This window comes from Streptomyces sp. NPDC006925 (assembly GCF_042869575.1).
Lineage (GTDB): Bacteria > Actinomycetota > Actinomycetes > Streptomycetales > Streptomycetaceae > Streptomyces.
Map to the genome: position 1 here is coordinate 34156 of NZ_JBIAGB010000010.1, position 20565 is coordinate 54720.

Genomic DNA, 20565 nt, shown 5'->3' on the forward strand with positions numbered 1-20565 from the left:
CAGCGCTCGACGGCGCCGTTCAACGTCACATGCGCACGGCTGTGGACCAACCAGGCCCCACCCATACGATGGAAGGTGGTTTTATCCGTCAAAGAGGAGGCAGACGTGGCAGACGCCGCTGACGAGCAGCCGATCAAGCAGCGGAAGAACGGCCTGTACACGGGCGTCTCCGACGAGCTCGCCGCGAACATGAAGTCCGGCTGGAGCGACACCGAGCTGCACGATCTGGAGCCCGTCGCACAGGCGGCGGAGCTCGCCGAGCGGCGCGAGCGGCTGTCGGCGCGCTTCCCCGGCGAGCGTCTGGTGGTCCCCGCGGGCAACCTCAAGACCCGGTCCAACGACACCGAGTACCCCTTCAGGGCCTCCGTCGAGTACGCGTACCTGTCCGGGAACCAGACCGAGGACGGCGTACTCGTCCTGGAGCCCACCGGTGCGCGCGGCCACCGCGCCACGCTGTATCTGCTGCCCCGCTCCGACCGGGAGAACGGCGAGTTCTGGCTGCACGGCCAGGGCGAGCTGTGGGTGGGCCGGCGGCACAGCCTCACCGAGAGCGCGACGCTCTACGGGATGCCCTGCGCCGACGTCCGGACGGTCACCGACACGCTCCGCGCGGGCACCGGCCCGGTGCGGGTGGTCCGCGGCCACGACGCCGGTGTCGAGGCGGCGCTGGCCGACAAGGTCACCGCCGAGCGGGACGAGGAGCTGCGGGGCTTCCTGTCCGAGATGCGGCTGGTCAAGGACGCGTTCGAGATCGGCGAGATGCAGAAGGCCGTCGACTCCACCGTGCGCGGCTTCGAGGACGTCGTCCGCTCCCTCGACAAGGCGGAGGCCACCTCCGAGCGCTACATCGAGGGCACGTTCTTCCTGCGCGCCCGCGTGGAGGGCAACGACATCGGCTACGGCTCCATCTGCGCGGCCGGGCCGCACGCCACCACACTGCACTGGATGCGCAACGACGGTCCGGTGCGCTCGGGCGAGCTGCTGCTGCTCGACGCCGGTGTGGAGACCCACAGCCTCTACACGGCCGACGTGACGCGCACCCTGCCGGTCAACGGCCGCTTCACCGAGCTGCAGCGCACGATCTACGACGCGGTGTACGAGGCGCAGGAGGCGGGCATCGCCGCGGTCAAGCCGGGCGGCAAGTACCTCGACTTCCACCGTGCGGCGCAGCGGGTGCTCGCCACCAAGCTGGTCGAATGGGGTCTGGTGGAGGGCCCGGTCGAGCGCGTGCTGGAGCTGGGTCTGCAGCGCCGCTGGACGCTGCACGGCACCGGCCACATGCTCGGCATGGATGTGCACGACTGCGCGGTCGCCCGCCGCGAGACCTACGCCGACGGCACGTTGGAGCCGGGCATGTGCCTGACAGTGGAGCCGGGGCTCTACTTCCAGGCCGACGACGAGACCGTGCCCGAGGAGTACCGCGGCATCGGTGTGCGCATCGAGGACGACATCCTGGTGACCGAGGACGGCAACCGGAACATGTCCGCCGCGCTGCCGCGCAGCAGCTCCGAGGTGGAGAGCTGGATGGCGAAGCTGCGGGCGTGAGCCCGCGCGCGCACCGGGCGACAGCACGCCCGGTGCCTCCGCGCTGACGGGCGCCGCCCGGTACCGGACGCCGCGGGGCGCACCCCGGCACCGGCCGGACGGCTGCCCCCGGCACCCCCGGCGGCAGCCCCGGCACCGGCCGGGATCCGGACCGGACACCGAGCACAGCGGCGATGACGGGAGACGACGTCACGGCACGAGCCTGCTGCGCCTGTCATCGACAAGGAAGAGAGCACGCTTTGGTCTCCCGGTTGCGGACCGGACTGCTGTCCGCGTTTCCCTTCCTCGCCATGGGTGCCGTCGGTGCCGCCGACCTGACCGGCGGGCCCGGCATCGGCCTGCAGCCGATGATGGCCCTCGGCCCGGCCTTCGCCGGGCTGAGCGGGGGCAAGCGGCGCACCGCGCTGGTCGGTGCACTGGCGATGGCGCTGTCGATCGCGCTGGGCCTCTACAACGGCCAGTTCGGCGAGCGGCGCGGCAACGCGACGCTGATCTCCGTGGCCGGGGTCTCCGTGGCGGCGCTGTTGGCGACCGCGATGCGGCAGAAACGGGAGGCGGAGCTGGCCAACGTGCGCTCCATCGCGGAGGCCGCGCAGCGGGTGCTGCTGCGCCCGGTGCCGCGCAGTGCCGGGCGGCTCCAGGTGGCCGTCTCCTACACCTCGGCCGTCGCCGAGGCCCGGATCGGCGGCGACCTGTACGAGGTGGTCACCTCCCCGCACGGGGTACGGGTGATCATCGGCGACGTCCAGGGCAAGGGGCTGGAGGCGGTGGAGACCGCCGCGGTGGTGCTCGGCGCGTTCCGCGAGGCCGCCTACGACGAGCCGGACCTGGCCACGGTCGGGGACCGGCTGGAGCGGGCCCTGGACCGGCACCTGCTGGGCGAGAAGTTCGTGACGGCGGTGCTCGCCGAGGTGCCGCACGGGGCCGGGACGCGCACCGCCACGCTGCTCAACTTCGGGCATCCGGCCCCGCTGGCGGTCCGGCAGGACGGCAGCGTGCACTTCGCCGAGCCGCCGCGGCGCTCCCTGCCGCTGGGGCTGGGCCTGCACGGCAGCGAGCCGCCGCGTCCGCACGAGGTGCCGTTCGCGCCGGGCGATCAACTGCTGCTGTACACCGACGGCGTCACCGAGGCCCGCGACAGCGACAACCTCTTCTATCCGCTCGACCACCGCGCCCATCTGCTCAAGGACCCGGACGCGGAGGGCGCGCTGGAGGCCGTGCGGCTGGACATCCAGGAGCATGTGCGCTCTCCGCTGCATGACGACGCCGCCATGCTGCTGCTGCGCTACCGGAACCCCGCCGTGCCCCGCGGGTCGCGGTCCGCCGCGGCCGAGGCGTGAGGCAGCCGCCGGTCCGGGCGGCCGGGCCGGTTCCCCGCGGCCGCCCCTGCCCCGGGCGGCCGGGGCGGGTGCGGCGTTCCGGCCGCCGTCTGTCGCGCCTGTGGCCCGGACCGGGCCCCTGCGGAATCCGCCCGGGTCAGGAGGCCGTCATCAGATGCCCGTCCCGGCGGGCGAGCACCTTGTCGAAGCTGACGACGGCACCGCCGCGCCCGGAGCGGTTGCGGAACCGCACATGGTCGGCGAGGGACTCGATCAGGTAGAGGCCGCGCCCGCTCTCGGCCTCGTTCCCGCAGCGGGGGTCGTATCCGGCGGGGAAGCCGGGGCCGGTGTCCGCCACCTCGATGCGGCAGCGGTTGCCCTCCAGATAGGCCGAGACGCGGTAGGCACCTCCCAGGTCACCGGCGGCGCTGCCGTGCTCGACCGCGTTGGCGCACGCCTCGGACAGCGCCAGGCACATGTCGTAGGCGACATCCGGGTCGACACCGGCCGAGGCCATCGAGCTCAGCAGGAGTTGGCGCGCGAGCGGCACACTGGCGGCTTCGCGCCGTAGCCGGAGAGACCACCACAGGCTGCTCATGCTCACCCTCCATGCGGCTCGACACACGGCTTACCTATTGCCTGCGCGTACCGGCACTACGCCGTGCCGCGGCGATGCCCCCCGTACGGCGGAAGAGCGCGGCGCCGGGTGGCCGGACGGTGGCCCTGCGTGCGGGTACGGCGGAAGCACGCACCGGGGATGCGCGCCCCCGGCGGAGGGCACCCGCGCACGCTGGCCCCGGGCACCGGTGGGTCGGTTGAGCACCGGTGGAGCGGGTGTGGCCCTGGTGTGTGCGGGCCGGGACGGCGGTGAGATGATGGCGCGGCCATGACTGCCGGTGCGGACCTGAGACTGCTGCGGGCCGCGGTGTTCGCCGCGGTCTGCGTCACCGTGTCCGCCGCGGGGCATGTGCTCGCCGCGGGTACGGTCCTGCCGTTCGGCACGCTGGCGCTCGGCTTCGGCTGCGTCTTCGCGGTCGCCGTCGCGCTCGCCGGGCGGGAGCGCTCGCTGCCGGGCATCGCGGGGCTGCTCGCGCTGGGGCAGGTCGCCCTGCACCTGGTGTTCTCGATGGGTTCGCACAGACTGCACGGCGGAGCGGCGGCGACCGCTCCGGCCGGCCCGCAGCCGGGCGGCATCAGGGCTCTGGCGGGGAAGCTGCTGTGCCACAGCGGAGGCGCGCCGCTGAGCGACGCGGAGGCGCGGCGCGTGGTGGTGGACGCCGGGCTCGATCCGCAGACCGCCGCGGGCGCGAGCGGCGCCGGAAGCACCACCGCGGACGCGGCGCACGCCGCGCACGGGGCCGCCGTCGGCCCCTTCCCCGGCACCCCTCTCGAGTGCTTGCACGAGGCGGCGCGGGCCGCGACCGGACTGCTCGACGTACCGATGCTGCTCGGGCACCTGTGTGCCGCGCTGCTGCTCGGCTGGATGCTGCGGCGGGGCGAGGCCGCGCTGTGGCGGCTGGTGCGGTTGTCGTACGGAGCCGCAGCGGTCGCCGAGGAACTGGTGGCCACGCGTGCCCTGCGCACCGCCCTGACCTGCGTCCGTGCGCTGCACAACGGGCTGCTGCCGCGGGTTCCGGCACGTCCCGTCCCCGAGCGCCCGGAGGACGAGACGGCGCCCCCGTCCTCGCTGCTGCTGCAGCACTCCGTCCACCGGCGCGGTCCGCCCGCGCGGCAGGCGGACGCTTTCGCGCTCGCGGCCTGACGCACGCACGACGCCCACCGGGACCGAACTGCCCGCCCCCGCCACGGGGGTGCGGTCGGCGCGGCCGTGGCAGCGGCGCGCGGTGCGGGTCCTCGCGCGCCCGCGTGTCCGCCTCCGGTGCCATGCCATCCGTCCTGTGCCACTCAGGAGCTCATTTCATGAAGATCGCGAACCGTCGCGCCGCAACCGTCTGCGCGCTCGCCGCCGGAACCGTCCTGCTGGTCGCGGGGCCCGCGTCGGCGCACGTCGGCGTCGACCCGCAGGAGGCCGCCAAGGGCGGCTACAGCACCGTCAACTTCAAGGTGCCGAACGAGAAGGACGACGCGTCCACCGTCAAGCTGGAGGTCAACTTCCCGACGGACCATCCGCTGACGTCCGTGATGCCGCAGCCGGTACCCGGCTGGGACGTCAAGGTCGAGAAGAAGAAGCTGGACAAGCCGATCACGATGCACGGCGAGAAGGTCACCGAGGCCGTCTCGAAGGTCACCTGGAGCGGCGGAAAGGTCGAACCGGGCGAGTTCCAGCAGTTCCCCGTCTCCATGGGGCAGCTTCCGAAGGACACGGACCACCTGGTGTTCAAGGCGCTGCAGACCTATGACGACGACGATGTCGTGCGCTGGATCGAGGAGCCGAAGGAGGGCGCGGCGGAGCCCGAGCACCCGGCGCCGGTGCTGAAGCTGGCAGCGGCCGAGGAGTCCGGCGCGGACGCGGACGACTCGGCCGACGACTCGGCGGACGACGCCAAGGCCGCCGGAAAGGCCGCGGCAGCGCCCGAGAAGGATTCCGGTTCCGGCTCCGACACCACCGCGCGCGTCCTCGGCGGGGTGGGCATCGTCGTCGGCGTCGCGGGCATCGCCTTCGGCGTCCTGGCGGGGCGCCGCCGCACCGCCTGACCTCGGCCCGTACCTTCCCCCGCGGTGGTGCGGGCGGCGGTCTCCGCCCGCACCACCCCGGCCCTGCACGATCCCTACTGCACGATGCGGACAAGCACTATGCGCACCATGAGAACGACCGCGGCAGCCGCGGCACTGGTCGCGGCCGCCGGCCTCGCCCTGGCGGGCTGCGGCTCCGACGACGGCGACAGCGCCGCGGACAAACCGGCGACGGTCGAGAAGCAGCAGCACAAGGGCGGCACCGTCCTCGACCAGCCCTTCAGCAAGCCCGATCTGACGCTCACCGACACGCACGGCAAGAGCTACGACCTGATCGAGAAGACGAAAGGCCGCCCCACTCTGCTCTACTTCGGTTACACACACTGCCCGGACATCTGCCCGTTGACCATGAGCAACATCTCGGTGGCCAAGTCCAAGCTGCCCGAGGAGCAGCAGAAGAAGCTGCGGGTCGTCTTCGTCACCAGCGATCCGAAGCGGGACACCCCCGAGGAGCTCCGGAAGTGGCTGGACGGCCAGGACCCGTCCTTCATCGGGCTCACCGGCGACTTCGACACCATCCAGGCGGGCGCCCGCAGTGTGGGCGTCAGCATCGCGCCCTCGTACAAGAAGAAGAACGGCGACGTCGTCTCCACACACGGCGCCCAGGTGCTCGCCTTCTCGCCCAAGGACGACAAGGCGCACGTCCTCTACACGGAGGGCAATTCCGGGCCGGACATCCTCGAGAAGGACCTGCCCAAGCTGATCGAGGGGAAGAACCCGTGACCGCCGCACGCCGCCCGCTCCCCGCCCTGGCACTGGGCGCGGTGTTCGCGCTCGCCCTGACCGGCTGCTCCTCCGACGGCGGGGACGGCAAGGACGAGGGGAAGGGGGACGGCCGTCCGGAGCTGAAGGTCAGCGGCGCCTACGTGCCGCAGCCGCCGACCGAGGAGATGGCCGGGGGCTTCCTGACCGTACGCAACAGCGGCGACAGCGCCGACAAGCTGACGTCGGTCTCCAGCGACGTGGCGGGCAAGGTCGAACTGCACAAGACCGTCGAACAGCAGATGCAGCGCGTGAAGTCGCTGCCCGTGCCCGCACACGGCGAGCTCGAACTGGGGCGCGGCGGCAACCATCTGATGCTGATGGACCTGGAGCGCAAGCCGACGAAGGGCCAGACGGTCACCTTCGTGCTGCACTTCCAGCGGTCCGGCGCCGTCACGGTCAAGGCGCCCGTCGAGGCGACGAACTACACACACCGGAAGTGAGGTTCGCAGGCGTGTCGTCCCCCGTCCCAGGCTCCCTCCGCACCACCTCCCGCGCCGCTGTCCGCACTCTGTCGGTCCTCGCCGCGGCCGCTGCCGCGCTGCTGGGAGTGCTGGCGCTGGCGGGCCCGGCTGCGGCGCACGCCGCGCTGACGGGCAGCGATCCCGCGGAGGGCGCCGTGGTGGACGACGCGCCCCGGCAGGTCACGCTCGACTTCTCCGAGGGCGTGGCCATGTCGGACGGTGCCATCCGGGTCCTGGACCCGCGGGGTGCGCGGGTCGACACCGGGAAGGTCCGCGACACCGGCACGAGCGGCACGGTGCGGCGTACCGTCGCGCTCGATCCGGGGCTGGGCCAGGGCACCTACACCGTCGCCTGGCAGGCCGTCTCCGCGGACAGCCACCCGGTCTCGGGCGCGTTCACCTTCTCGGTCGGCAAGCCGTCCGAGACGAGCGCGAAGGTGCCGCAGCAGGACGAGAGCGCCGGCGGCGGGACCGTGGGTGTCTTCTACGGCGCCGGGCGGTACGCCGCCTATGCGGGCTACATCCTGCTGATCGGCGGCGCGGCCTTCGTGCTGCTGTGCTCGCCGCGGGCCGCCTCCTCGCGCGCGATACAGCGGCTGGTGACCACCGGCTGGAGCGTCCTGGCGGCGTCGACGCTGGCGCTGCTGCTGCTGCGCGGGCCCTACACCGGTTCGGGCCGGTTCGCGGACGTCCTCGACCTGGGCGGGCTCAAGGAGGTGGTCGCCACCAAGCCGGGAGCCGCGCTGGTCTCCCGGCTGCTGCTGCTCGCGGCCGGCGCGCTGTTCACCTCGGTGCTCTTCGGCGTGTACGCGCGGCAGCGGGCATCCGACGACGAACGGGAGGAACGGGAGGAAGCCCCGCAGGACGGTGCAGCCGTCCTGCCGCGGAAGGCCGGGGAATCCGAAGCCGCACCCCGGGACGGTGCAGCCGCGCCCGAGGACGGCGCAGCCGCGCGGCAGCGGCGGGACCTGCACTGGGGGCTGTCCGCCGGCGGCGCCCTGGTGGCCGCCGGTCTCGCGGCGACCTGGGCGCTGGCGGAACACGCCTCCACCGGTGTCCAGACGGGGCTGGCGATGCCCGTGGACGTGCTGCACCTGCTCGCCGTCGCTCTGTGGCTGGGCGGTCTGGCCGCACTGTTCTGCCTGCTGCGCTGGGGGCCCTCGCCCACGGGCACGACAGTGCGGCGGTTCTCGCGGCTGGCGTTCGGCTGCGTCGTGGTGCTGGCGGGGACGGGGCTGTACCAGTCGTGGCGACAGGTGGGCTCCTGGAGCGCGCTGACGGACACCTCCTACGGGCAACTGCTGGTGGTGAAAATCCTGCTGGTGGGCGCCGTGCTGTCGATCGCCTGGTTCTCCCGGCGGTGGACGACCCGGTTGACCGAACTCCCGGAGCAGGCCGCCGCGGCAAGCCGGAACGCCGCCTCCGGGAGCCAGGGGGCCACGGCCGGTGCGACGGCAGCCGTCCCGCACGGTCGCTCCCCGGAACGCGCCGCTGTCCGGACCTCGGCCCCCGGCGCGGACGGCGCACCGCAGACGCCCGGCGCCCCCTCCCCGGAGGGCGGCCGACCCGCACAGCCGCGGGAGAGCACCCCCGGCGACCCTGTCCGGGCCGCCCAGCTCGCCCGCCAGCGGGCGGCCGCCGACGCCGCCCGGCAGCGCCGGGAGCGGGAAGCCGATCCGGGGCGCAGCGCGCTGCGCCGCTCGGTGCTGGCCGAGGCGGCTCTCGCCGTGCTGCTGCTCGCCGTCACCACAGTCCTGACCGGCACCGAGCCGGGCCGCACCGAGGAGCAGGTACGTGCGGCCGAGGCGGCGCGGGACCCCGGTGGGCCGGTGGATGTGGAGGTGCCGTTCGACACCGGCGGCCCGGGCGGGAAGGGGCGAGCCGCGCTGGAGATCTCCCCGGGCACCCGCGGCGGGAACACCCTGGAGCTGCGCACCACCGCACCCAGCGGCAAGCCCGTCGAGGCAGCCGAGGTGAAGGTCGCCTTCACGCTGCCCGCGCGGGACCTCGGCCCGCTGTCCGTTCCGCTCGAACCGGTCGGGCGGGAGAAGGGGCACTGGAGAGCCAGTGGGCTCCAGTTGCCCATGGCTGGAAAATGGAGGGTCGCGGTCACCGTCCGCACCTCCGACATCGACCAGGTCACCAGGACCACGACCGCCACCATCGGCTGAGCCGGAACCGAGCGACGACATGAGCACTCAGAAGACCCGTAAAACTCCTCCCCCGCAGCGCTCGCAGCGCACGCCCGAAGCACCGGGCACGCCGGACGGCGGCGGCAACGGCGACGGCAACGGCGCGGCCGACGGGCAGGACCGCGAACCTCGGCAGAGCGGGCGGATCACCCGCCGGCGGCTGCTGGGCACCGCCTCCGCGGCGGGTGCCGCGGGGCTGGCAGCGGGCGCCGCGGGCGGCGCCTGGGCCCACTCGGCAGCCCAGGACGCGCCGCCCACGGCCCTGTCCGCGCTGGGCTCCACGGCCGTGTCCTTCCACGGCACGCACCAGGCCGGAATCGTGGCCCCGGCCCAGGCGCACGGCCATCTGCTGGCCTTCGACCTCGCACCCCGGGCCGGCCGCAAACAGGCAGCGGCGCTGCTGCGGCGCTGGTCGGAGGCGGCCCGGCGGATGATGGCCGGCGAACCGCCCGAGGACGGCGAGCGGGACACCGGGATCGCGCTGGACGCCGGCCCGGCCTCGCTGACGGTCACCTTCGGATTCGGCCGTTCGTTCTTCTCCCGCACCGGACTCACGGACCGGCTGCCGGCGCAGCTCGCGCCGCTGCCGGACTTCTCGGCGGACGCTCTGGACAAGAAGCGCTCGGACGGGGACCTGTGGGTGCAGATCGGTGCGGACGACGCGCTGGTCGCCTTCCACGCGCTGCGGGCCCTCCAGCGCGAGGCGGCGGACACGGCGCGGGTGCGCTGGCAGATGTCCGGTTTCAACCGCTCCCCGGGCGCCACCGAGCAGCCCCACACCATGCGCAACCTGATGGGGCAGGTCGACGGGACCAACAATCCCCGCCCCGAGGAGAAGGACTTCGCCGAGCGGATCTTCGTACCGACCTCGGGCGACCCCTCCTGGATGGCCGGGGGTTCGTACGTGGTGCAGCGGCGGATCCGGATGCTGCTGGACGCGTGGGACTCCCACTCGCTCGGCGAGCAGGAGCAGGTCATCGGGCGGCGCAAGTCCGACGGAGCACCGCTCTCCGGGGGGCATGAGCGGACCGAGCCGGATCTGGACAAGCGCGGGCCGGACGGGCAGCCGCTGATCGCCGCGGACGCGCACATCCGGGTGACGGCCCCGGAGAGCAACGGGGGAGCGGCGATGCTGCGCCGCTCCTTCTCCTTCCACGACGGGTTCCGCGACGACGGGGCGCCGGACGCGGGGCTGCTGTTCGTGGCCTGGCAGGCCGATCCGCTGCGCGGCTTCGTGCCGGTGCAGCGGAAGCTCGACCGGGGGGACGCGCTGTCGCGGTTCCTGCGGCACGAGGCGAGTGCGCTGTTCGCGGTGCCGGGAGGTCCGGGCAAGGGCGAGTACGTGGGCCAGCGGCTGCTCGAGGGCTGAGATCGGCAGCGGGTGCCCTGTGGACCGGACTACCGTGGCGGTATGTCATCTGCGAGCCGCTATACGTACCTCGGCCCCGAGGGCACCTTCACCGAGGCCGCGCTGCACACCCTGCCGGAAGCAGCCACCCGCCAGCTCACCCCCATGGTGTCGGTTCCGGCTGCCCTGGACCCCGTCCGGAACGGGGAGGCCCAAGCGGCGTTCGTACCGATCGAGAACTCGGTGGAGGGCGGCGTCACGGCCACCCTGGACGAGCTGGCGGGCGGCAGCCGGCTGATGATCTACCGCGAGGTGCTGCTGCCGATCGCCTTCGCGCTGCTGGTGCGGCCCGGCACCCCCCTGGCGGAGGTCAAGACCGTCACCGGCCATCCGGTCGCCCAGCCGCAGGTGCGCAACTGGCTCGCAGCGCATCTGCCGGACGCCGTGTGGGAGTCGGCGGCCTCCAACGCGGACGGCGCCCGGCTGGTGCAGGAGGGCCGGTACGACGCCGCGTTCGCGGGCGAGTTCGCCGCCTCGACCTACGGTCTGGAGCCGCTGGTCACCGACATCCACGACGCGGAGAACGCGACGACCCGGTTCGTGCTGCTGGGGCCGCCCGGGCGCCCGGCGGCGCCGACGGGCGCCGACAAGACCTCGGTGGTCTTCTGGCTGCGCGGGGATCAGCCCGGCGCGCTGCTGGAGGTGCTGCACGAGTACGCCTCGCGCGGCGTCAACATGATGCGGATCGAGTCGCGGCCCACGGGCGAGGGCATCGGGCAGTACTGCTTCCAGATCGACTCCGAGGGTCATGTGCAGGACCGCCGGGTGGGCGACGTGCTGATGGGACTGCGGCGCTCGTGCCGCGCGGTGCGCTTCCTGGGTTCGTACCCGCGTGCCGACCGGCAGCCGCCGACGGTGCGCTCGGGTACCGCGGACGAGGACTTCGTGGCGGCGGCCGACTGGCTGTCGCGGTGCCTGGACGGCCGGGACTGACCGGACGACGCTGAACGGCACAGGACGGCACAGGACGGCCCTGCCCGGACGGACCGGACGGGGTGGGGGCTGCATCGGCGGAACCCGGTCCCGGCCGGGTCGCGGCTGGGTCGCGGCCGGGACGGGCGCGTCGGCTCCGGGATCCGCCGGCCCGGGAGTGCACCACGGGCCCGGGCCGAACGGTTCCGGGCCTCCGGGGTGGGCTGTGAGGCGCCGTGCACAGACCCCGTGAAGTTATCCACAGGGGTGGAGGGCGACCTGTGCACAAGTCGACAGAGAAAACGGACGCAGTCGACAAAACGGCATACAGACCGCATCCCCCTCCACAGGGCACACCCCGCACCGCGTCACTACAATTCCCTTGATCAACTCTTTGGAGTGAGCTATTCCCCCTCGATTGAGTGGGCATTTCGGGTTTACCCCGGGAATTCCGCGTCGATCGCCCTGGCGCCGGAACGGAAGACCCGCATTTCCACAGCACCCCTTCCATCCCTGTGGAAAACTCGACCGCCACCCTCCCCAGCTGTGGATAAGTGCGCCCGAAGGGCCCGCTCAACTCCCCCGCGAGTGCCCTCAGTCCACGGGATCTCCCCGCGCGGCGCACCCCGCGGATCCGCTCCGACCGGAAGGCGGAAAGCCGGAGAACCGGAGAATCGGAAGAACGGAAATCCCCGGGGAGCGGCATTTCCCTGGAATACCAAAACTCTCAATTCGGACATAATGCGTCAAAGGGATGTCGCATCGAGCAGCCCTCAGGGCCACCGGTACCCTGACGGGGTGATTGACCTTCGCCTGCTCCGTGAGGACCCCGACCGTGCGCGCGCCTCCCAGCGCGCCCGTGGAGAGGACGTCGACCTCGTCGACGCGGTGCTCTCCGCCGACGAGCGGCGCAGGTCCTCCAGCGTCCGCTTCGACGAACTCCGCTCCGAGCAGAAGCAGCTCGGCAAGCTCATCCCGAAGGCCGCGGGCGAGGAGAAGGACGAACTGCTGCGCCGCGCCGGGGAACTGGCCGGTGCGGTGAAGGCCGCCGACGCGGAGAAGGACGAGGCCGCCGAGGAGACCCAGCGGCTGCTGCGCCGCCTCAGCAACCTGGTGCACCCCGACGTCCCGGTCGGCGGCGAGGAGGACTTCACCGTCCTGGAGACCCTCGGGACGCCCCGCGACTTCGCGGCCGAGGGCTTCGAGCCCAAGGACCACCTGGAACTGGGCCAGAAGCTCGGCGCCATCGACGTCGAGCGCGGCGCCAAGGTGTCGGGCTCGCGTTTCTACTTCCTCACCGGCGTCGGGGCCCTGCTGGAGCTGGCCCTGGTCAACGCGGCGATCGCCCAGGCCACCGAGGCAGGCTTCACCCCGATGCTGACGCCGGCGCTGGTCAAGCAGCAGGCCATGGACGGCACCGGCTTCCTCGGGCAGGCCGCGCAGGACGTCTACCACCTGGACAAGGACGACCTGTACCTCGTCGGCACCTCCGAGGTGGCGTTGGCCGGCTACCACATGGACGAGATCATCGAGGCCGACCGGCTGCCGCTGCGCTACGCGGCCTTCTCGCCCTGCTTCCGCCGCGAGGCGGGCTCGTACGGCAAGGACACCCGCGGCATCTTCCGCGTCCACCAGTTCGACAAGGTGGAGATGTTCTCCTACGTCGCGCCTGAGGACTCCCAGGAGGAGCACCGCAGGCTGCTGCAGTGGGAGAAGCAGTGGCTCTCGTCCCTGGAGCTGCCGTTCCAGGTGATCGATGTGGCCACCGGTGACCTGGGCTCCTCGGCAGCCCGCAAGTTCGACTGCGAGGCGTGGATCCCCACCCAGGGCAAGTATCGCGAGCTGACCTCCACCTCGGACTGCACCGAGTTCCAGTCCCGTCGGCTCGCGGTCCGGATGCGCGACGGCAAGACCGTGCGGCCGCTGGCGACGCTGAACGGCACGCTGTGCGCGGTACCCCGCACCATCGTCGCGCTGCTGGAGAACCACCAGCAGGAAGACGGCTCGGTGTGGATCCCGCCGGTGCTGCGGCCGTATCTGGGCGGCCGTACCGCACTGGAGCCGGTCGCCAGGTGAGCACGCCGCCCGCAGCGCCCTCCGGCCCGCCCGCCTTCCCCTACCGCCTGATCGCCACCGATCTCGACGGCACCCTGCTGCGCTCCGACGACACCGTCTCGGAGCGCACCCGGGCCGCCCTCGATGCCGCCACCGCGCGGGGTGCCGCGCACATCGTCGTCACCGGCCGGGCCGTGCCGTGGACGAAGCAGATCCTGGCGGACCTCGGCCACCGCGGACTGGCGGTGTGCGCACAGGGGTCGCAGGTGTACGACGCGGGCTCGGGCCGGCTGCTGACCTCCGTCACCCTCGACAGGCGAGTCGCCGAGCAGGCCCTCACCCTGCTGGAGAAGGAGGTGGGCACCGTCGCGGTGGCCGCCTCCCGGGACGGCCTGGACGGCGAGGTACTGGCCGGGCCCGGGTACCGCGTCCACGACGGGCCGCTGCCCTACGTCCCCTTCGAGGACCGCGAGACCATCTGGCGGAAGCCGCTCAACAAGCTCTACATCCAGCATCCGCAGCTCGGCGACGACGAGTTGGTGAAGGCGGCACGGGCCGCCGTCGGCGACCTGGTGGGCGTGGTCATGGCCGGCGAGGGCATCGTGGAGCTGCTCCCGCTGGGCCTCAGCAAGGCCAAGGGGCTCGCGCTGGCGGCCCGCCGGCTCAAGGTCCGCGCGGCCGAGACCCTCGCCTTCGGCGACATGCCCAACGACATCCCCATGTTCGCCTGGGCCGGGCGGGGCGTCGCCATGGAGAACGGCCACGAGGAACTGCTGGCCGTCGCCGACGAGGTGACCACCTCCAACGACCAGGACGGCATCGCCCGGGTGCTGGAGCGGCTGGCCGCGTAGCGGGAGTCGGCCTCGCCGCGGGAGTCGGCCTCACCGCCCGGCGTCGGTCTCGGGGGCCGGGCCGGTGGGCAGTCGGGCCGGTGGGCAGTCGGACAGTCGGGCCGCCCCTCCGCCGGGCCGGTGAGGCCGTCGACGGCGTGCCTCAGGGCGCCCTGTTCGGATCCTGCCGGGCCCGTGGGCCACGGGCCCGGCTCTGCAGGTAGGGACCCGGCCCCTTCAGACTGCGCACCACCGGGTAGGTCTCGACGTTCTGCACCCCCGAGAGCCGGGCGACCGGACCTGTCAGGTACGCGTAGAGCTCGGTCGTGTCCCGGCAGACGACCGTCAGGAACAGGTTCGCCGCACCCGTGGTGGCGCACGCGAACGCCACCTCCTCGTGCGCGGCCAGTGCCTCCCCCGTGGCGTGCAGCCGGGCGGGCGGTACGGAGAGCCACACCGCTGCCCGCAGCCCCTGGCCGAAGACGCGCGGCCCGTACTCGACGTCGAAGTAGAGCGCTCCGCAGCCGCGCAGTTCCGCCATCCGCCGTCGCACCGCGGACGACGACCAGCCGGTGGCCGAGGCCAGTTCGGCCACCGGGGTGCGGCCGTCGTGGGCCAGCCGGGTGAGCAGCGTGCGGTCGTCCGCGGTGAGCCGGACCGGCTCCTCGGGCGGGGTGGGTGGCGGCGGGGCGAGCTGTGCCACCTGATCGGGAGAGAGCATCCCGGACTTGAGGATGAGCCCCTCGGCGCCGCCGAAGAACTGGTGGAGCTGACAGTAGGCGTGCACGGCCAGCACGCGCGGGGTGCGCGGCAGTTCGCGCAGCAGCAGCGCCTCGCCGCCACCCTCGTATGTCCAGTCCGAGCCGGCTCGCGCGACAGCGCTGACCTCGGTACCGCCCGCCATCATCGCCACCCAGGTGGTGTCCGTGCGGCGGGCCAGCGCCTCCGCCAGCGGGACGGCAGCGTCCGGGGTCGTGGAGACGCGGACCAGCCAGACGGTCTCGCCCAGGACGGCGGGCTCCGTGAGCCCCAGGACGCGCATGCTCCGGTCGGCGCGCAACCGCGCCCAGCGGCGGGCGATCGTCTGGTCGGAGACTCCGAGCGCCTCGGCGATCCGGGAGAAGGCGAGCCGCCCGTCGAGCTGCAGGGCGTGGGCGATCCGCCGGTCGAGATCGTCCAGCGGCGCGGCGTCCCTGTCCGTTCCGCCGCTTGCGCCTTTTCTCCATTTCCCGGCTTCTCTGCCCTTTCCGGCGGTGGGACGAGGACCGGCTGAGGGCCTGCTGCCGCGGCGGCTGATGTCGGATCGCACCGTCAGAACGCTAGTCGATGTCGGATCCCGCCACCTCCGCAGCTGTGAAGGGGCCCTGGGAGGAGGGCAGGCCGAGCCTGGCGGCATGGAGAACGAGAACAAAACAGGCCGCTCATGGTGGCCGCTGGCCGCCCTGTGCCTGGGCGGCTTCATGCTGCTGATCGATGTGACGATCGTGAACACCGCACTGCCCCGAATGGCGACCTCGCTGGACGCCTCGTTCACCTCCCTGCAGTGGGTGGTGGACGTCTACGCCGTCGCCCTGGCCGCGCTGCTCCTGGTGGCGGGCTCCCTGGCCGACCTGCACGGCAGGCGCCGGGTCTTCGTCGCCGGTCTGGTGCTCTTCGCCCTCGCCTCGCTGGCGTGCGGGCTCGCGCCGGACGCCGGGACGCTGATCGCAGCGCGCGCCGTGCAAGGGGTGGGCGCCGCGGCGGTGTTCGCGGCGAACGCCCCGCTGATCACCGCGACCTACCAGGGGCGCGACAGGGGCATCGCCTTCGGAGTATGGGGCGCGGTCAACGGCGCCGCTGCGGGATGCGGGCTGGCCCTGGGCGGAGTGCTGACCGAATACGTCAACTGGCGCGCCGTGTTCTTCGTCAACTTGCCATTGACGCTGATCGCCCTGTGGATCACTCTCCGCACCGTGCCGGAGTCCCGCGCGCCGCGACGGCCAGGGGCGCGCGTTGACCGGGCGGGCGCCGTGCTGTTCACGCTGTGCGCGGGCACGCTGACGTACGGACTGGTGCGGGGCGGCGACGCCGGATGGAGCGATCCACGCGCTGTCGGCTCACTGATGGTGTCGGTGCTGACCGGCGCCGCCTTCGTCCTGGTGGAGCGGGCCCGTTCCGCTGCGCGGCCCCGCGGATCCGCGTACGAGGGAGACACACCAGCGGGACCGGAACCGCTGCTGGACCTGGCGCTGCTGCGGAACCGGTCGTTCGCCGTCCTGATGGCCACCGCGCTGCTGACGCAGGCCGCCGCGTTCGCACACTTCATCTACAGCGCACTGTGGGCACAGTCGGTACTGGGAATGAGCCCGCTGGAAGCAGGGCTGGCCATCCTTCCGATGGCCGGGGTCTCCTTCGTGGTGGCGAGCGTCTTCGGCGGCCGGCTGCAGCGGCTGCGGCCGCAGTACCCGCTGGGTCTCGGCGTGCTGGTGATCGGCGCGGGAGTGCTGGCCCAGCTCGCGGTGGAGCCGGAGTCCTCCTGGACGGTGCTGCTGCCCGGATGTGTGCTGATCGGCGTCGGGGTGGGCATGGCCGTCCCGGTGCTGATATCCGCCGCACTGAGCGCCCTTCCGCCGGAGCGGGCGGGGATCGCCAGCGGCGCCGTGAACACCTTCCGGCAGTTGGGCTACGCGCTCGGGGTCGCCGTGCTCGGTACCGTCTTCGCCGGCCGGGTGCGCGAAGTGCTGACCGACCACGGCGTGCCGCGGGCGGCGGCCGAGGCCGCGGGAGGCGGGCGCGCCCGGGAAGCCGGGGTGCCGATGGAGCTGGTCCGCGAGGCGTTCGCCGCCGGGCTCGACCGGATCTTCCTGCTCTGCGGCGCGGCGGCGCTGGCGTCCGGTGCCGCGGTGCTGCTGTGCGTACGCGGACGTGCGGCGACCGAGCACGGGTCCGGTGGCGGCGGCAGCGGCGCCGGGCAGCCGGAGGCGCCAGAACGGGATCACCGGTCGGACGGCGCGGCCGGGCCGGACGCGCGGCGGCCGGCTCACTCCGCGACGCCGTAGGGAGCCTCGGCGCCGGACCTCCTGAGGCCCCCCGTCGGACGGTGCGCGGATCGGGCCTCAGGGGCGGCCCCGGGGACGCCCCTGAGGCTGCCTACGGAGGCGGGCCGTCCGAGGGGGCGTCCCCGGGCTGCGAGTCGTACAGCGCGGCCGTCTCGCGGACTCGGAGCAGCAGTTCGTCGATGGCCTCGGGGGGATCGACCACCCGCACCCAGGGGCCGAACTGGAGGAGCACCGACACGGCGGGGAGGGCGGAGAACGCGAGACGGACGGTGACCCAATCTCCCTCGTCCCCCTCGTCTCCCTCGCCCCCCTCATCTCCCTCGTCCCCGCCGTCCCCCGCGCCGGGTCCTGCGGTGTCGCCGTCCGCCTCGGTACCCAGAGGCGCGGCCAGGACGGGCGCGACGATCCGGGCGAACATGTCCAGCCGGGACCTGTGCACCCGCGCGGTCACCCGCACGTCGCGGTTCCGCTCCTCCACCCGGCGCCGCAGCGTCTGCCAGACCTCCGCGAGTTCGACACCCGCGCGCCGCCGCACGGGGTCCTCCAGCGCGGTCGCGGCGGCGATCCGGTCCGCGCGGAAGAGGGCGGGGGAGCCACGCCGGTCGGCGACCAGGTACCAGACACCGGCCTTGTTGACGAGACCGTACGGGTCGACGGTGTAGGTGCGCGGCCGGCTGTCGCCGCTGTGCCGGTAGCGGATGCGCAGCCTGCGGTCGGTGAAGACCGCGGTGTGCAGCACGTCCAGTTCGACCTCGGTACGGGGACCGGGCAGCCAGCGGTCCGGGTCGACCAGGATGCGGCGGCTGGTGAGGTCGGCGGCCGGGCGGTGCGGGGCGGGCAGCGCCGCCATCACCTTGCGGAGCGCGGACGCCAGCGCGCTGTCGAGACCGAGTGCCGAGTGCGGGCCCGGCGCGGCCAGCACGAACAGCGCGCGGGCCTCGTCCGCCGTCAGCCCGGTCACATCGGTGCGGTACCCGGGCAGGAGCGCGATGCCGCCGTGCCGGCCGCGCTCCGCGTACACCGGGACCCCGGCCGCCGACAGCGCCTCGATGTCCCGGTAGATGGTGCGTGCGGAGACCTCGAGCTCCGCCGCCAGCTCCTCGGCGGGCACGCGGCCGCGGGTCTGGAGGAGCAGCAGGATGGCCAGCAGCCGGTCGGACTTCACCCCACCAGAGTGCCGGAAAAATGTTGACGGGTCGTGTCAGGTTTTCCCGGCAGACTCTCCTCCGCCGAAGCCGCGGCTCCGCACTGCGGAGCCTGACGTACCAGGAGAGAACTGTGAGCAGCACACCGACGATCCCCGACCCCCGCCCGCTGTACGCCCGCGCCACCGCGCAGTTGGCGACGCTCGTCGCCGCCGTCCGGCCCGAGCAGCTCGACGCGCCGACGCCGTGCACCGAGTACGACGTGCGCTCCCTGCTGGGCCATCTCGTCGGCGCCACGCGGCGCATCTCCGCCGTTCCCGGTGGCGGCGACGGCAAGGGTGCCGACGTACCCGAGTGGACGGCCGACGTACCGGCCGGACAGTGGCCGGAACTCTTCGAGGACGGCCGCACGCGCATGCTCGAAGCCTGGGCGGACGACGCGCTCATGGAGACCGTCGTGACTGTGCCCTGGGGCCGGGTGCCGGGCCGGTTGGCGCTCTCCGGGTCGGTGATGGAGACCGCGGCCCACACCTGGGACCTGGCCCGTGCGATCGGCTGGAGCGGAACGCTGGACGAGGAGGTGGGACGGTTCGCGCTGGGCGTCGCCCAGCAGGCGGTGCCGGCGGCGGGCCGGGAGCAGCTGCCCTTCGGCGACGTGCGGGAAGCCCTGAAGGGGGCCGACGGCTACGGGCAGCTGGCCGCATGGCTGGGCCGGGACCCGGAGTGGCGGGCGCCGGCCGCGGCGGACCGGTAGGCCGGCAGGCCAGGCGGAAGCAGCAGCGTCAGACGGAACCGGACGACCGGTCGGCCCGGTCGGCCGGCAGGACCCAGGAGCGGACAGGATGCGGACGAAGGCGCTGGAGACGCTGCGGGACGCGGTGCGCGGCAGCGTGCTCCTCCCCGGCGACGCGGGGTACGACCAGGAGCGCACCGGCTTCCAGAGCGGGGACCGGCACGGTCCGGACGTGCTCGTCGCGGCACGCACCCCGGAGGATGTGCGGGCGGCGGTGGACCACGCGCGGCGCCAAGGGATGCCGCTCGCCGTGCAGGCGACCGGGCACGGACTGCGCGCGGCGGCCCGCGAGGGCGTGCTGGTCGGTACTCGCCGTATGACGGGGATCCGGATCGACGCCGCGGCCCGTACCGCCTGGATCGAGCCGGGGGTCCGGGCGGGCGACCTGGTGGCGGAGGCGGCGCGGCACGGCCTGGCGCCCGTCAACGGTTCGGCTCCCGGCGTCGGTGTCGTGGGCTATGCGCTGGGCGGCGGGGTCGGGCTGCTGGGGCGGGAGTTCGGCTACGCCGCTGACCTGGTGCGGCGGCTCGACGTGGTGACCGCCGACGCCCGGCTGCGCCGCGTGACCGCGGAGCGCTGCCCGGACCTCTTCTGGGGGCTGCGCGGCGGCGGTGGTGGCCTGGGAGCGGTGACCGGGCTGGAGCTCGGCCTGGTACCCGTGGAGCGGATCTTCGGCGGCCGCCTGGTGTTCGACGGCGGGCAGGTCGCGGAAGAAGTGTTGCGGACATGGCAGGAGTGGACCCGGTCGGTGCCCGACACACTCACCTCTGCCGTGACACTGCTGCCGATGCCGGACCTGCCCGCGGTTCCCGCGGCGCTGCGGGGGCGGTACCTCGCCCAGGTGCATCTCGCCTTCACCGGACCGCGGGAGGAGGGCGAGCGGTTGGTCCGGCCGCTGCGGGAGATCGGTGCGCTCCTGGTGGACGAGGTGCGGGAGATGCCGTACACCGAGTGCGCCACGGTCTTCAGCGAGCCGGAGACGCCGCACGCGTACCGCAGCTCCAACGTCCTGTTGGGCGGGGCGGGACTGGACGAAGGGGCGCGGCGTGCCGTGCTGGCCGAGGCGGGTCCGTCCGCCGCGGCGATGTGCGTGCTGAGCGTGCGGCACCTGGGCGGCGCGTTCTCCCGCCCGCCCGAGGTACCGAACGCGGTGGACCACCGGGACGCGCGGTATCTGGTGTACGTGCTCTCCCCGGTGTCGGAGCCGGACCAGGACGGCACGGTACGGAGTCTGCACGCGCGCGTGCTGGCCCCGGTGACCGGTTCGACACCGGCCCGGAACGGCAACTTCCTCTACGGACCGCAGGAGCCCGCCACCCTCCGGTCGGTGCACCGGGACGAGACGGCCGCGCGGCTGGAGCGGCTGCGGGCCGAGTACGACCCGCAGGGGCTGTTCCGCGGCCGGTGA

At 73.4% G+C, this 20565-nt stretch carries 17 protein-coding genes; 14 read left to right on the forward strand and 3 right to left on the reverse strand.

Annotated features, from left to right (window positions below):
- Window positions 1-105 precede the first annotated feature (105 nt).
- Both ACFYNS_RS15850 and ACFYNS_RS15855 read left to right on the forward strand, forming a co-directional pair.
- Window positions 106-1545 carry an aminopeptidase P family protein gene (locus ACFYNS_RS15850; protein ID WP_360300565.1) on the forward strand — a complete coding sequence of 480 codons (1440 nt, stop codon included), beginning with the start codon at window positions 106-108 and terminating at the stop codon, window positions 1543-1545.
- 290 nt (window positions 1546-1835) lie between these two features.
- Window positions 1836-2885 (forward strand): PP2C family protein-serine/threonine phosphatase, encoded by a 1050-nt coding sequence (locus ACFYNS_RS15855; RefSeq protein WP_388603487.1) that lies wholly within the window; start codon window positions 1836-1838, stop codon window positions 2883-2885.
- A gap of 136 nt (window positions 2886-3021) precedes the next feature.
- Here ACFYNS_RS15855 and ACFYNS_RS15860 read toward each other — a convergent pair whose 3' ends face one another.
- Window positions 3022-3462 (reverse strand): ATP-binding protein, encoded by a 441-nt coding sequence (locus tag ACFYNS_RS15860; RefSeq protein ID WP_019359983.1) that lies wholly within the window; start codon window positions 3460-3462, stop codon window positions 3022-3024.
- A 288-nt stretch (window positions 3463-3750) separates the two neighbouring features.
- Between ACFYNS_RS15860 and ACFYNS_RS15865 the strand changes: the two genes are divergently transcribed.
- From ACFYNS_RS15865 to ACFYNS_RS15905, 9 genes are all read left to right on the forward strand, one after another.
- Window positions 3751-4626: a hypothetical protein gene (locus tag ACFYNS_RS15865; RefSeq protein ID WP_388603312.1), complete on the forward strand. Its 876-nt coding sequence runs from the start codon at window positions 3751-3753 to the stop codon at window positions 4624-4626.
- A 158-nt stretch (window positions 4627-4784) separates the two neighbouring features.
- Window positions 4785-5519, forward strand: coding sequence for a YcnI family protein (locus ACFYNS_RS15870; protein WP_360291300.1), 735 nt, complete (start codon window positions 4785-4787; stop codon window positions 5517-5519).
- Window positions 5520-5618: 99 nt separating this feature from the next.
- Complete coding sequence (locus tag ACFYNS_RS15875; protein WP_360291297.1) at window positions 5619-6281, forward strand: SCO family protein; 663 nt, start codon at window positions 5619-5621, stop codon at window positions 6279-6281.
- On the forward strand, window positions 6278-6763 hold the full coding sequence (locus tag ACFYNS_RS15880; RefSeq protein ID WP_360291294.1) for a copper chaperone PCu(A)C: 486 nt from the start codon (window positions 6278-6280) through the stop codon (window positions 6761-6763). The genes ACFYNS_RS15875 and ACFYNS_RS15880 overlap by 4 nt, the downstream gene beginning before the upstream one ends.
- A gap of 11 nt (window positions 6764-6774) precedes the next feature.
- On the forward strand, window positions 6775-8955 hold the full coding sequence (locus ACFYNS_RS15885; protein WP_388603315.1) for a copper resistance protein CopC: 2181 nt from the start codon (window positions 6775-6777) through the stop codon (window positions 8953-8955).
- Window positions 8956-8974: 19 nt separating this feature from the next.
- A complete protein-coding gene (gene efeB, locus ACFYNS_RS15890; RefSeq protein ID WP_388603317.1) occupies window positions 8975-10345 on the forward strand; it encodes an iron uptake transporter deferrochelatase/peroxidase subunit in 1371 nt (456 codons plus the stop codon).
- 42 nt (window positions 10346-10387) lie between these two features.
- On the forward strand, window positions 10388-11317 hold the full coding sequence (gene pheA / locus ACFYNS_RS15895; RefSeq protein WP_360291287.1) for a prephenate dehydratase: 930 nt from the start codon (window positions 10388-10390) through the stop codon (window positions 11315-11317).
- Window positions 11318-12094: 777 nt separating this feature from the next.
- Complete coding sequence (serS, locus tag ACFYNS_RS15900; RefSeq protein ID WP_360291284.1) at window positions 12095-13372, forward strand: serine--tRNA ligase; 1278 nt, start codon at window positions 12095-12097, stop codon at window positions 13370-13372.
- Window positions 13369-14202 carry an HAD family hydrolase gene (locus tag ACFYNS_RS15905; protein WP_388603320.1) on the forward strand — a complete coding sequence of 278 codons (834 nt, stop codon included), beginning with the start codon at window positions 13369-13371 and terminating at the stop codon, window positions 14200-14202. Before serS ends, ACFYNS_RS15905 begins: the two co-directional genes overlap by 4 nt.
- Window positions 14203-14344: 142 nt before the next feature.
- On the opposite strand, the gene ACFYNS_RS15910 is transcribed toward ACFYNS_RS15905, so the two are convergent.
- A complete protein-coding gene (locus tag ACFYNS_RS15910) occupies window positions 14345-15490 on the reverse strand; it encodes an Lrp/AsnC family transcriptional regulator (RefSeq protein WP_388603323.1) in 1146 nt (381 codons plus the stop codon).
- A gap of 85 nt (window positions 15491-15575) precedes the next feature.
- Between ACFYNS_RS15910 and ACFYNS_RS15915 the strand changes: the two genes are divergently transcribed.
- Entirely contained in the window at window positions 15576-17219 is a 1644-nt protein-coding gene (locus tag ACFYNS_RS15915; RefSeq protein WP_388603325.1) for an MFS transporter, read from the forward strand.
- Between the two features lie 91 nt (window positions 17220-17310).
- Here ACFYNS_RS15915 and ACFYNS_RS15920 read toward each other — a convergent pair whose 3' ends face one another.
- Window positions 17311-18384 carry a helix-turn-helix transcriptional regulator gene (locus ACFYNS_RS15920; RefSeq protein WP_388603329.1) on the reverse strand — a complete coding sequence of 358 codons (1074 nt, stop codon included), beginning with the start codon at window positions 18382-18384 and terminating at the stop codon, window positions 17311-17313.
- 113 nt (window positions 18385-18497) lie between these two features.
- Here ACFYNS_RS15920 and ACFYNS_RS15925 point away from each other — a divergent pair, with 113 nt between their 5' ends.
- Complete coding sequence (locus ACFYNS_RS15925; protein ID WP_388603331.1) at window positions 18498-19118, forward strand: TIGR03086 family metal-binding protein; 621 nt, start codon at window positions 18498-18500, stop codon at window positions 19116-19118.
- Between the two features lie 88 nt (window positions 19119-19206).
- Window positions 19207-20565, forward strand: a complete 1359-nt coding sequence (locus ACFYNS_RS15930; protein ID WP_388603333.1) for an FAD-binding oxidoreductase — start codon at window positions 19207-19209, stop codon at window positions 20563-20565.